Below are 13,160 nucleotides of genomic sequence, written 5' to 3'. Positions count from 1 at the left end.
CCCGTTTGCACGCCGATTGACAATTGATGAGGCCGCCATGTTGGACCGGCCGCCGATCATGGATCGCCTATTCCAGGGCATCCGGGACGAAGCTGGCATGCGCTGTCCTGCTTACCTACCAGCCGACGAGGTAGCGGTGTAAACATTAATCACGAAGGCGACGTAGACGAACCCAGCCCAGATCGCCACGTAGATGAAGTCCGAGATCCACAGGCATGTTCCGCCCTGGCGCATGGAACTGTCGGTTGACCTGGTCGAGCAGACAAGCCGCCGCCTGGTCGCCGATGGTTGTGCGCATCGGCTTGCTGCGGATTACGCCTTGGAGGCCGAGGTCGCGCATGAGCCGTTCTACCGTGCATCGGGCGATGCCAAAGCGTTCGCGGTTCATCTGTCGCCAGACCTTACGCCGCGATGCCGAAGTTTTCGGCGAACAAGCGCGCGATCTCAGCCTTGGGGGCTATATCCTGCCGCACCCGCGCCGAACAGGCGCGTCGGATCCCGCCGCTGTGCAACACGCTCATGATAGGCGGATGGGGCGATTGGCAGAATGCGGCAGACTTGCGAAGGATCTCGTTGGCCTGACGCAGCTCACGGTTCTCGCTCAAATGCCTTGAGCCTGTCAGCCAGCTCGGTCGGCACACCGGCACGCATGCCCCTGTCGACCTCAGACTTCTTCGCCCATTCCAGCAGTGTGTAGCCCGAACAGCCTTTTGTTGAATGGAACCGGGTCTTCCCCGATCCAGCCATGACGCTCGCCGCCGTGGATCGCCTCGCTCACCACGCGACAATCTTCGAGATGAATGCCGAGAGCTGCCGCTGCCGCTCGGCGATCCAGCGACAATCACGCGCTAGGCGGCAACCGACCTTCATGAAAATTAAGTTCAAGGAAATGTCGCGCCGTGACAATCAAGCCTGCGAATAGCTTTCCAGCGTCAATTAATGCTGACACCACTGGAAACAGCTACGATCAGTTCATGTTGATTGACGAAAACTTCTCATCTAGATCGCCGCGCTACAGTCACTATGCCGGCCAGTGGAAACTAAGATGCCGCACGAGAGGGGCTGGCAGAAGACAGTAAGATTATTTACTTATTTAAGCCCAAACCATAATGCACAACGCACGGTAGCCACCGGATAAATAGGAAGTCTTCCTATTTATCCGGTGTAAGATACGAACTTCCAACGGCCGAGTTAATTTTGGTTTTATACACACCTTCATTTCAAGGTGTTCGAGAAATACATCGAAATCCGATATGGCTCGTCGAACTGTCGATCGCCTGTGCGTGGCGGGCGGCCGGGCGGTAGCGCTGGCAGTAATTGGCAGCGCACAGATGCGATCCGCCCTTGAGCACCTTGCGCGGGATCGCGATGTCCGGCGCGGCGGGATCAAGGCTTTCGCGCTTCGTCGCGCCGCGCGGATTGGCCGGAACGCAGCAACTGCCCCGGCTTTTGCGTTCGAGCCGGGGCTGGCCGTACCAGTCGGACGTCCATTCCCAGACATTGCCGATCATGTCGAACAGGCCATAGCCATTGGCGGGATAGCTGCGCACGGGCGAGGTGCGTTCATAGCCGTCCTCCAGCGTGTTGCCGTAGGGAAAGGCGCCCTGCCAGTAATTGGCGAGCATGGCGCCGCCCGGCGCAAGTTCGTCGCCCCAGGCATAGTCCACCCCGTCCATGCCGCCGCGCGCGGCAAATTCCCATTCCGCTTCCGTGGGCAGGGTCTTGCCCGCCCATTTGGCATAGGCTTCGACATCCTGATAGGCGACATGGACCACGGGATGATCCTCCAGCCCCGCGATGCTGCTGTCGGGACCATGCGGGTGCCGCCAGTCCGTTCCGGTGCTGAACGTCCACCACTGGCTGTAGTCGCCCAGATCGACCGGCCCCGCCGTCCGCTGGAACAGCAGCGATCCGGCCACCGCCAGCGCCGGGTCCATGCCCGGATAGTCGCGGGGGTCGGGCGGAATTTCGGCGAAGCTGCGATAGCCGGTCGCATCGACGAAAGCGGCGAATTCCCGGTTGGTGACGGGGGTTTCGTCGATCCAGAAGCCGTCCACCCGCACGGTGCGTACCGGCGCTTCTTCTGGATAGAAATTGACCGATCCCATCTGAAAGGCACCGCCTTCGATCCACCGCATTCCGTTCTTGTCAGTCAACCCGATCGTCCTTGCACTCAGTTCGGCCTGGCCATGGTCGGCTAGCCAGGGCCACCCGCCGCCCGCATCGCCTCCCGATCGAAAATGATCGTCGAAGGCGTATATTCGCCGTTCATCGTCAGCCGCAAATATTTGGCCGCATTGGCAAGATAGAGCTTGGGATCGCTTTCCGCCACCTTTGCGATGGGGAGGGCAGGGCGTGCCGCTTCGCCGATGAATGTGAGCGCGTTGATCGCATGGAGCCGGACCTGCCAGGATTGCGAGGGCGCGCACAAGGCGATGAGCGCCGGGACCGAGTCCGCCGTTTCGCCCAGCCGGGCCAAGGCTTCGGCCAGTTGGATGCTGACATGGGGGGATGATTCGGCCTTCAGCCGGGCCAGCATGTCGGCCTGGGCCGGACGCGCCGCATCGCCATGGATCAGCAGGCCCATGGCGCCCCAATAGCGAATGACCTCGACCGGGCTGGCGAGCGCTGCGCGCAGTTGCGGCAGATTGTCGGGCCGGGCGGCGGCGGCGGAATGGGCAAGCGCCATGACGTCCTTGAGCGGGTAGAGCGCGGGATTGCGCGAGTCTTCCCAGCCTTCGCCCTTCATATCCTCCGGCAGGAAGCCATTGTCGTTGATGGCGATCATATGCTCGTCGAGCAGCCGAGAGAATTTGGCGAGCGTGGCGGCATGCGCCGGTTCACGCGCCAGATCCTTAATCTCGTGCGGGTCGGACGACAGGTCGTACAGTTCCTCGAACGGCTTGGTCTGGAAGAAGCGGTCCTGCACCGCGTTCAGCGTGCCGTCGATATGCGCCTGTTCCCAATCCTGATAGCCTTTGGCGAGCCATTCAAACGCCTGATGCTGGCCCCAGGGACGATGCGGCATATAGTTGCGGATATAGCGCCAGCGGCCATCGGTGACGGTGCGTTGGAAATCGATCCGCTCGTCCATGCGGTTGCGCATGCCGAACGCGACGGCCTGTGGCCGCGCCTTGGGCCCAAGGAACGGCTTGCCGCGCATCTGTTTGGGCTGGGCCACGCCGGCGAGCGACAGGACGGTGGGGGCAAGGTCGATGAAGCTGACCGGGGTGGCGACTTCGCTGCCCGGCTTGGCGGGCATCAGGTGCCGCCATTTGGGCGGCACATAGACGACCATTTCGCACCGCAGGCCTTCATCATAGCAATAGCGTTTGGACCGGCCGAGGACGCCGCCATTGTCGGAATAATGAAAGACGATCGTATCGTCGGCCAGCCCGTCGGCCGCCAGTTCGGCGAGCCGTTCGGCCAGCTGGCCGTCCATTTTTTCGATGAGGTTATAATAGCTGGCGAAATCCTGCCGAATGCCCGGCGTATCGGGCAGGAAGGGCGGCAGCGTCACCATGTCCGGCGTCACGCGCCCAGGCGTGGGGCTGAACAGGCGGGATTCATGGGTGGTTTCATAGTTGAACACGGCCATGAAGGGCTGCGTCCTGTCAGTGCGCGCGCGCCAGTGCGCCGCCTTGCCTTCTCCATCCCAGATCGCCTTGGGATCGACATCGCAATTATAGTCGGTCTTGGCGTTGTTGGTGCAGAAATAGCCAGCCGCCCGCATCAGTTCGGGATAGGTGCGGAAGTCCCTGGGAAGCTTTGCCACGGCGCGCATCTGGTTCGCAGGCGCGCAGCTTTCGGGATAGACGCCGGTCAGGATGCCAAAGCGCGAAGGCGCGCAGACCGGCGCGTTGGAATAGACGTTGCGGTACAACAGACCCTTTTTCGCCAGCCCGTCAATCGTGGGCGTATGGGCCAGCCGGTCGCCATAGGCGCCGATATAGGGATTATTATCCTCGCTCACGATCCACAGGATATTGGGGCGCTCACCCTTGGCGGGCTTTGCCAGCGCGCCTGATCCTGCGGCAGCGGCGAGGCCAGCGGCTGACCCCAATATGGTGCGACGGGAGATGTCATGAGTCATGGCTTGGCGCTTCCCTGGACCTGGCGCGTCAATTCTTCGCTGAGCGGCGGGGTGTAGATGAGCGGCTTGCCAGCGGCCTGCGCCTTGAGCTTGGCCGGGCTGTCGGGCAGGATCGGATCGAGCCGGTCGACCGGGTTGGGCTTCACATACCAGTCAGCGGGGAAATCGGCCGCGCGCGGACCGTCAATATCGCGTCGCACCGCGCCGATCGACAGGCGCGCGCTGTAGGGAATGTTGTGGCGACCATTGCGGTCGGCAAGCTGCTGGTAGAGCGCGACGCGCAATTCCTGTTTCTTCGCGGCCCAGGCCGGATCGTTGACGAGATTATGCATCTCGTCCGGGTCGGTGTTGAGATCATACAGTTCGTCCGTGTCCCAGACGCCGTAATATTGGATATATTTCACATTGTCGCGTTCGATGGCGAAGGTGCCCGGCGTCATCGGGAAATTATATTCCCAATAATATTCATAGACGAAATCGCCCGGCTTCCAGTCCTTGGCGGCCTGCTTGCCTTCCCACAGCGCCCATGCGCTCTTGCCTTCAAACTGTTCGGGGCGGGCCGCGCCCGCGACGTCGAGGAAGGTCGGGGCGAAATCGAGATTGCGGATGCGGCCTTCATTGACCGTAGCCGCCGGGATCGTGCCCGGTTCCCACACCAGCAGCGGCACGCGCACCGACGCCTGATAGGCGTTGCGCTTGTCGATCAGCCCATGTTCGCCGACCATATAGCCATTGTCGGACGTGAAAACGACCAGCGTATCCTTGTCCAGTCCATTCTTGCGCAGATAGTCCATGATCCGGCCAAGGCTGTCGTCGATCGCCGACAGCGTGCCGTAATAATATTTGAGATATTCGGTCATCGGCACGTCGGCATTGTAGAAAAAGTCGATGCCGTGCCAGCTGTTGCGCTGGTTGCGCACCCATACCGGCTTGCCTTCATTATTCTGGGGCGTGTTTGCCGCGCTGGCGGGCAGGGTGAAGCGCGCCTTGTCATATTGATGCGCGTAGCGCGGCGGGGGCAGGGGGTCGGAATGGACGCCCTTGTGGCTGAGATAGAGGAAGAAGGGCTTTTTGGGATCGCGCTCCTTCTGCAGCCAGTTCATCGCATAGTCGGTCAGTTCGTCAGTGATATAGCCCTGCTGCGGCACCGGCTTGCCATCGACATTGAGGTTGGGGGAGCTATGCGCGCTTTCCGCCTTTGCCGGCCAGTAATTGCCCTGCCCTTTGAAGCTGACCCATTTGTCGAAGCCGGGGCGCGGGCCGTCGGTTTCGCTGCCCATATGCCATTTGCCGAAGAAGGCGGTGTTGTAGCCGGTCTGCTGCAAATAGCTGGGGAAGTAAGTGAGGTCTGCTTCGCTGCTGTCATTATTGTCGACGATGCCGTGGTTGCGCGCGGTTTGCCCGGTCAGGATGGTCGCGCGGCTGGGGCTGCATAGCGATGAGGTGACGACGGCGTTGGGAAAATAGCTGCCTTCCTTTGCCATGCGGTCGATGTTCGGCGTCTTGAGGAGCCCCGGCTGAAGGAAGCCCATGCCGTCATAGCGCAGGTCATCCACGAGCACGAAAATGATGTTGCGGGGGCGCTGCTGCTGCTGGGCAGGGGCGGTTGCGGCTTTTTTGGGCGCGGCGGCGATCGAGGCGGGCGCCGTGAAGGAGCAGGCGATGATGCAGGCTGCGCCCGTCAGCGCGCGGCGCAGCGTGGGTGCCCATTTCTTGTTGTTCGACACAGCGCGATCCTCTCAATCTGCTTTAACTGGATACAATAGGCTGGCGTCCCGATGACGCCGGGAATGGCCCTGAAACGGCCCGTCCATCAATAGACCATCTCCGTCTCCCGCCCGTTCACCGTCACCTTGCGGGTGGAATGGAGCTTCCACAACGGGGCGGGGAGCGATGTGCGATAACGCTCGATCGCGCCTTTCAGTCGCTTGTCATTCTTTGGATCCCTGGCCGACAGATCCTGCTCTTCGGCGGGATCGGCTTTCAGATCGTAAAGATGCGACTGGTTCCAGTCGCGCGAGAGCCAGACTTTCTTGTCGCCCTGCCGCGCGGCATAGACCGGCTCCTGCCCCCAGACCAGCAGACGGTCGGGCTGTGGCTTGCGCGCGGTCGTCACCAGGTCATGCCCTTCCAGTTCCCTGGGCAGGGCATGGGCCGGGTCTGCGGCGCGCAGCACCGTTGCCGCAATGTCGAGCGAGGAAACTGGGCTAGCGCTGATGCCGCGGGTCTTGAGGCCGGCGGGCCATGAAAATACGAAGGGCACCCGTACCCCGCCCTCCAGATAGGTGAATTTGCCAGCGCCGAAGGGATGGTCGGGATTGCAAAAGCCGAAGCGATGCGGGCAGCCATTATCGGACAGGAACAGGACCATCGTATTGTCCCGCACGCCGCGCTTTTCCAGCGTATCTAGTATCTGTCCCACGCCATCGTCCATCGCCGCAATCATCGCGACATAGGTGCGGCGCACCGGATCCTTGATGTGCGCGAACCGGTCATAATAGCTTTGCGGCACCTGCAACGGCCAATGCGGGGCGTTATAGGCGACATAGGCGAAAAACGGGCTGTTCTTGTCCGCCGTGGCGCGGGTGATGAAATCGACCGCGCGATCGGTGATCTGGTTGGTCAGATAGCGCGAGAAATCGTCCGCCGGGCGCGCGTCCGGGCCTTCCACCATGGCATGATTGCCGGTGCGGGGGCCGATTTCATATTTATCCTCTTTGGTCGGGGTGGTGACGATGCCGGGCGTGGCGGGATCGACATAATTGGTTTCCCCGGCCAGGAAGCCGAAAAATTCGTCGAAGCCGCGCCGCGTGGGATAGAATTGCGGGTCCGACCCCAGATGCCATTTGCCAAAGGCAGCGGCGCGATAGCCAAGCGGGCGCAGGCGGTCGGCCAGCGTCTTCTGATCGACGGGCAGGCCAGCGCCCTTATCGCCTTTATCATTGATATTATAGGTGAAACCAAAACGCTGGGGCATGCGGCCGGTCAACAGGGCCGCCCGGCTGACCGCGCATACCGACGCCGCCACATAGGCGTCCGAAAAGGCGACGCCCGATTGCGCGATCCGGTCTATGTTCGGGGTCGGCGCATCGCGACGGCCGTAGGTTGACACGTCCGCCCAGTCGAGATCGTCCACCAGGATGATTACGACATTGGGTCGTGCCGCCGCCACGTTCCTGGCAGGTGTCGGCTGGGCGGTCGCGGTGATCCCGGTCGTCGTCGGCGCGCCCAGCCCGAAGGTCAGGGCGCTGGCGGCCAGCAGCAACGAGGCGAGGGGGCGGCGGGGGCGCTGGACCATCGGGTGGACCCTTTCTTGCGAAGCGATGTCAGGCGGGCAGGACGGCGTCGGCGGAGGCGGCGATGGCGCGGCCATAGCCCCGCATGCCCAGCAGCAGGGCGGCGACCGACAGCGGCGAGGCGATGGCGCAGACCAGCGTGATGGCGGCGGGCAAAGCCTGCGGATCGCCGTACCAATAATCGGTGACGAGCGCGATGGCGAACGGCCCGCCAGCCGCGCCGATCAGATTGACGATCAGCATATAGCCCGCCGATACCGACGCCCGCATGCGGTTGGGGGTGATTTCCTGCAAGGCGGCAAGACCACCGCCGAAATTGAACCCTGCGAGAAAGTTCATCGCACCGATCAGCGCGAGCGACAGGGCCGCGGTCGGCATCTGGGGGAACAATATGGTCACCGGGATCAGGCTGATGAAGCCGAACAGGGCGGCATAGAGATTGCCGCGCGCGATCCCGCGCCGCCGCAATGCCGAGGCCGCAAAGCCGCCGATCAGCGTTCCGCTTACGCCGCAGACCGCCGTAATCGTGCCATAGAGGCCGCCAATCTGCGCGGTCGTCAGCCCGAATTTGCGCTCAAGGAAAGCGGGGATCCACGCGCCCGTCGCATTGCCGACCAGGATCATCAGCGCGAAGCCCAGGCTGATGCCGACATAGGCCTGCCAGTGTCGCGCGAGGTGCGCGAACAGCACCGGAAAGGGCGGGCTGGGCGCATGGACGCCTTCGCCCCGGCGCGGGGGTTCAGGGACAAGCAGCATGAGCGCAGAGAGCAACAGGCCGGGCAGGCCGAGCATCAGAAACGCGATATGCCAGCCTTTGGTCTCGCCGATCAGCGGCACGTTCACGATGCTGGATGGCGGCACGACCGTTGCGAGCAGCCCCCCAAGCAGCAACGCCGCCGCCCCTCCGACATAGATGCCCATCTGATAGACGCCCATGGCCGCGGGCAGCCGGTGCTTGGGGAAATAATCGGACAGGATGGAGTAGGCGGCGGGGCTGAGCCCCCCTTCGCCCGCGCCCACGCCGATCCGGGCGATGAACAACATGCCGAAGCTGCGAGCGAGGCCGCACAGGGCGGTCGCGAGGCTCCAGATGAAGATGGCGGCGGCAACGATATTGCGGCGGTTGGCCCGATCCGCCAGCCGCGCGACCGGAATGCCGACCAGCACGTAGAACATGGTGAAGCTGAGGCCGTAAAGCAGGCTCATCGCGGTGTCGCTGACCTGCAAATCTTCCTTTATGGGCTGTACCAGAAGCGCGAGAGCCTGCCGGTCGACAAAGGCGAATGTATTGGCAGCGGCAAGCATGAACGCCGCGAACCACGCCTGACGCGATGATGGCCACGTGTCTGTTGTCGTCGACTCCGCCATTTCAACCCCTCCACGAATATGTAACGCTACAAAGCTTGTATCGGACCTGCTGTCAATATCGGCGTTACCGGACGGATACTCTAACCCCCGTTTACTGGGCGTGAGGCTGGTAGGCGGGCGGCATGCATATGGGGGAAGACATGCGAAAGCCGATTGACAATCTCCTCAAAAAGACATTTAGCGGTACATCGAAACGACTCACGGATCTGGTTCCAAGTCGCCAAACCGTTGACGTCAAAAATCTAAACATGAGGGGATCTGAAGTGGCCAGTTATAAGTACACGTTAATTCCGGCGGCCTCCGCCCTGGCCATTGGCATGGCGATGCTGGCCATGCCTGTCGCGGCGCAGGACCAGGCAGTGCCTGAGAATGAGCCGGGCGAAATCGTGGTCACTGCGCAAAAACGCGCCGAGCGTCTGCAGGACGTGCCGTTGGCCGTTACCGCCGTGGGCGCGGACACGCTGGCATCGCGTCAGATCAACGACACCAACTCGCTAGTCCAGGCCGTGCCTTCGCTCTCGTTCCAGCAGGGTGCCAACCCCACCAACACCAGCTTCCGTATTCGCGGCGTCGGTACGGCGTTGTTTGGCCAAGGCGTTGAGCCTTCGGTTTCGGTCGTCGTCGATGGCGTCGTCGCCGTGCGTTCGGCGCAGGGCTTTTCCGAACTCGCCGATGTGGAGCGGGTCGAAGTGCTGCGCGGCCCGCAGGGCACCTTGTTCGGCAAGAATGCGTCGGCCGGCGTCATCAGCGTGACGACGGCGCGCCCGTCGCGTGACTTTGAGGGCAAGGGCGACATCACCATTGCCGAGCATAATGAATATCGCGCCCGCGGCACCGTTTCGGGTCCGATCACCGACACGCTGCGCGCCCGCGTTTCCGGCTTCTACAGCGACGTCCAGGGCATCACCCGCAACCTTGCCACCAACAAGTGGACGAACGGGTCGAAGAGCTGGGGCGTGCGCGGCAAGCTGGAATGGGACGCCACCGACAGCCTGACCCTGCTGCTGGCCGGCGAATATCGCAAGACGGACGCCGATTGCTGCGCCTCCACGCTGATCCAGATTCGCAACCCGGTGCTCCAGTCGATCGTCGGGCCGATCAACGCGTCGCGCGAGAATCGCGAGATCAACGACGACACCGAAACCTATGCGAACAGCAAGGCGCAGACCTATTCGTTGCAGGCCGACTGGGATCTTGGCAGCGCCACGATCACTTCGATCAGCGCGTTTCAGAAATATGATCTGGATGTGAACCAGCCGATCGACCGCATTCCCGCAACCTCGCCCATCTTTCTGGGAACGCCGGCCTTCGCGCCCTATACCTTCTGGAACCAGAACCACGGCACGGTCGACCTGAAGGGCTGGTCGCAGGAACTGCGCATCGCCAACAACGGCAATTCCGACCTCAACTATGTCGCGGGCATCTTCTACATGCACAGCGATATCCTGCGCCCCTTCGACCGTCGCCGCGCGCGTTGCACCGCCGGTGTCGTGGGCCAGCCCTGCGCGCCCGCCAACATCGTCTGGCAGTCGTCGGCCAGCCGCATCCGGCTGAAGCAGGACAGCATCGCCGCGTTCGGCCAGGCGGACTATCGCATCGTCGGTGGGCTGCGCGCCATCGGCGGCATCCGCGTGCAGTATGAAAAGGGCACCAACAGCGGCTATCGCATTGCGCCGATCGTCGCGGGTGACGCGATTTTCCCCGGAAACCCGCCCCGCAGCGGCACCTTCTCCGCCAACGACACCGCCGTCACCGGCAAGGCGGGCCTGCAATATGAATTCAGCCGCAATGCACAGGTCTATGCCAGCTACACGCGCGGCTATAAGGGGCTGGGCTATGAAATGGAGATTGGCGGCGATCTGGCCAACCAGAAGGCCATTCAGCCTGAGCACGTGAACGCCTATGAAATCGGCTTCAAGGGCAGCACGGCCGACCGTAAGCTGAGCATCTCGGCCGCCCTGTTCCAGGCCGACTATTCCAACCTTCAGGTGCAGGCCAACCGGTCCGACCCCACCACCGGCATCATCCAGTTCGTGACCACCAACGCCGGTTCGTCGCGCAGCCGCGGTTTCGAAGTCGAAGCCACGCTGCGCCCGTCCGACTCCTTCTCGGTCAATGCCGCCGTGACCTATGCGCAGTCGCGTATCAACATTGACGGCCTCAACTGCGCATTGCAGCTTCAGGCAGCAGCGCCCGTGCTGAGCGGCACGCCGATCAACATCTGCTATCGCACGGCGCCCGGCGCCACGCCGCAGCAGAATCTGCGCAACCGTCCGTTGCAGGCAAGCCCCGACTGGCGCATCGGCGTGACGCCGCGCTATGACTATGAAGGCGGCAATTTCAACGCCTTCGCACAGGTCAGCGCCAACTTCACCAGCGCGCAGTTCTTCTCGTCGGAACTCGATCCGCTCACGATCCAGCCGGCCTACACGCTGGTCGACGCGACGGTGGGCGTTACCACGTCCGACCGCCGCTATGGCGTGACGCTGTTCGTGAAAAACCTGTTCGACGAAAATTACCTGACGAACATCGGTCACAACTCCATCATGTCGACCGTGGCAAATCCGCTGGATCTGGTGGGCACCTATAACAAGGACAGCAGCCGCTACTTCGGGGCAACCTTTAGCGCGCGCTTCTGATCGGGCCGGGAGCCGGGCGATGCGCGTCCGGCTCCTCCACTCCTTTTTTAGGGTACAGCATGCTCCTGGACAGTCTCACGCCGCCCATGACAGAACCGCTCTCCATCGACGAGCAAGCACGCACATGGGTGGAGCGCACGCGTGACGCCATGAGCATCGAGGAGATGATCGGGCAACTCTTCATCTTTTCAACGTCACAGGACAGCGCCGAGGAGCTAGGCCCGCTCCTGGCGCTCAAGCCCGGCGGCATCAACCGTTTTCCCCGGAACGACCTCTCCGCGTTCCGCGCCGCGTCCGTCCACGCGATCGAGCAGGCGGTGGTGCCGCCGGTCTTTACCGGCGATATAGAAGGGGGCACGATCAGCTATCCTTTCGCCACGACCGTTCCCAATATCATGGGCATTGCGGCGTGCGACGATCTGGCGACGACAGAGGCCATTGCCCGGCTGGTCGCGCGGGAAAGCCGGGTGCTGGGCTATGACTGGTCCTTTGGCCCGGTGGTGGACATCAACCATGCATTCCGCAGCGCGATCGTGGGCACGCGATCCTTCGGCTCGCGCCCGGAAAATGTGCTGGCGCAGGCCAGCGTCTATATCCGCGCCTTGCAGGAAGAAGGCGTTGCCGCCTGCCTCAAACACTGGCCGGGCGATGGTTTCGACGACCGGGACCAGCATCTGGTCACCAGCGTCAATCCGCTGTCGGTTGATGAATGGTACGCACTGTTCGGCCGCATCTACGGCCAGCTGATCGGGCAAGGGGTGATGACGGTCATGTCCGCCCATATCGCCTTTCCCGCCTATATCCGCGCGCATTTGCCGGACGCGGGGCGCGAGGCGTTCCAGCCCGCGACCGTGTCGCACCTGCTGAACCAGCGCCTGCTGCGCGAGGAACTGGGCTTTAAAGGCCTGATCGTGTCGGACGCGACCGGCATGGGCGGGCTGACCGGTTGGATGGAGCGATCCGAGACGGTGCCGGCGGTGATCGAGAATGGCTGCGACATGTTCCTGTTCAGCCGCGCGCCGCAGAGAGATTATGGCTTCATGCTCGATGGCCTGCGCAATGGCCGTTTGTCCGAAGGCCGCCTGTATGAGGCGGTGACCCGCATTCTGACGCTGAAGGCGCGGCTGGGGCTGCACCGGATCGATCCGGCGGAGCGGATGATGCCGATCGAGGCGATGCGGGACGCCTTGCAGACGCCCGACCATCGCGTCGCCGCGTTGCAGGCCGCCGGGCAGAGCATCACGCTGGTCAAGGATACGCAATCGCTGTTGCCGCTGGCGCCCGCGACGCATCGCCGCGTCGTCATCGTCGCGGAAGAAGGGTTCAGCTTCTGGGACGGCGCCTTGTCGCGCGGCTATGGCCCGGTTCTCGACGAATTGCGCGCCCGCGGCTTCGAGCCGCGGATGCTGGACGTGGACCAGTGGCCGACGCGCGAGGACACCGATCTTGTCCTCTATCTGGTCGGGCAGGAGGCGACGCCCAGCGCGGCGCACATCTTCCTGGATCTGGTGAAGCTGCACGGGTCCAATCGCAAGGCGATGAGCCAGTTCGCGCAGGAAATCCCGACCGCGCTGCTGTCGTTCGGGCAGCCCTATTATCTATATGATGCCCCGCATATGAAAACATGCGTCAACGCCTACAGCGCGATCGAGCCGGTGCTGCGCGAAACAGTGCGTCGGCTGACCGGCGAAGCGCCCTTCACCGGCGTCAGTCCCGTTGATCCATTTTGCGGGCAGGAACAGTTGCGTTGGTAAGGAGAGCGAT

General features: G+C 62.7%; 7 protein-coding genes and 2 pseudogenes. 3 read left to right on the top strand and 6 right to left on the bottom strand.

Annotated features, from left to right (window positions below; translation table 11 throughout):
• Nucleotides 1-70: 70 nt before the first annotated feature.
• A pseudogene (locus tag B2V90_RS04595) lies at nt 71-708 on the bottom strand (IS3 family transposase); the annotation flags it as partial.
• Here B2V90_RS04595 and B2V90_RS23115 point away from each other — a divergent pair.
• Nucleotides 704-922: pseudogene (locus B2V90_RS23115) on the top strand (ATP-binding protein); the annotation flags it as partial. The pseudogenes B2V90_RS04595 and B2V90_RS23115 sit on opposite strands and share 5 nt — an antisense overlap.
• A gap of 298 nt (nt 923-1,220) precedes the next feature.
• On the opposite strand, the gene B2V90_RS04585 reads toward B2V90_RS23115, so the two are convergent.
• The 5 genes from B2V90_RS04585 to B2V90_RS04565 form a co-directional block, all read right to left on the bottom strand.
• A complete protein-coding gene (locus tag B2V90_RS04585) occupies nt 1,221-2,138 on the bottom strand; it encodes a formylglycine-generating enzyme family protein (protein ID WP_228220557.1) in 918 nt (305 codons plus the stop codon).
• Between the two features lie 59 nt (nt 2,139-2,197).
• Nucleotides 2,198-4,093: a sulfatase-like hydrolase/transferase gene (locus B2V90_RS04580; RefSeq protein WP_228220393.1), complete on the bottom strand. Its 1,896-nt coding sequence runs from the start codon at nt 4,091-4,093 to the stop codon at nt 2,198-2,200.
• The gene (locus B2V90_RS04575) at nt 4,090-5,820 is read right to left on the bottom strand and encodes a sulfatase family protein (protein ID WP_228220392.1); all 1,731 of its coding nucleotides are present in this window, start codon (nt 5,818-5,820) and stop codon (nt 4,090-4,092) included. The genes B2V90_RS04580 and B2V90_RS04575 overlap by 4 nt, the downstream gene beginning before the upstream one ends.
• Nucleotides 5,821-5,906: 86 nt before the next feature.
• Complete coding sequence (locus B2V90_RS04570; protein ID WP_228220391.1) at nt 5,907-7,391, bottom strand: sulfatase family protein; 1,485 nt, start codon at nt 7,389-7,391, stop codon at nt 5,907-5,909.
• 28 nt (nt 7,392-7,419) lie between these two features.
• Nucleotides 7,420-8,757, bottom strand: a complete 1,338-nt coding sequence (locus B2V90_RS04565) for a spinster family MFS transporter (protein WP_293919918.1) — start codon at nt 8,755-8,757, stop codon at nt 7,420-7,422.
• 263 nt (nt 8,758-9,020) lie between these two features.
• Between B2V90_RS04565 and B2V90_RS04560 the strand changes: the two genes are divergently transcribed.
• Nucleotides 9,021-11,396, top strand: a complete 2,376-nt coding sequence (locus B2V90_RS04560) for a TonB-dependent receptor (protein ID WP_293919915.1) — start codon at nt 9,021-9,023, stop codon at nt 11,394-11,396.
• 59 nt (nt 11,397-11,455) lie between these two features.
• Nucleotides 11,456-13,150, top strand: a complete 1,695-nt coding sequence (locus tag B2V90_RS04555; protein ID WP_228220388.1) for a glycoside hydrolase family 3 protein — start codon at nt 11,456-11,458, stop codon at nt 13,148-13,150.
• The last annotated feature ends 10 nt before the right edge of the window (nt 13,151-13,160 follow it).

This window comes from Sphingobium sp. UBA5915, from assembly GCF_002431195.1.
GTDB lineage: Bacteria > Pseudomonadota > Alphaproteobacteria > Sphingomonadales > Sphingomonadaceae > Sphingobium > Sphingobium soli.
The sequence above is the reverse complement of the archived record's forward strand: the minus strand, read 5'-3'. Positions and strand labels throughout refer to the sequence as shown.

Coding starts and splice junctions, on each gene's coding strand:
- B2V90_RS04585 (WP_228220557.1), bottom strand. CDS start 2,138: ATGCGGTGGATCGAAGGCGGTGCCTTTCAGATGGGATCGGTCAATTTC.
- B2V90_RS04580 (WP_228220393.1), bottom strand. CDS start 4,093: ATGACTCATGACATCTCCCGTCGCACCATATTGGGGTCAGCCGCTGGC.
- B2V90_RS04565 (WP_293919918.1), bottom strand. CDS start 8,757: ATGGCGGAGTCGACGACAACAGACACGTGGCCATCATCGCGTCAGGCG.
- B2V90_RS04570 (WP_228220391.1), bottom strand. CDS start 7,391: ATGGTCCAGCGCCCCCGCCGCCCCCTCGCCTCGTTGCTGCTGGCCGCC.
- B2V90_RS04555 (WP_228220388.1), top strand. CDS start 11,456: ATGCTCCTGGACAGTCTCACGCCGCCCATGACAGAACCGCTCTCCATC.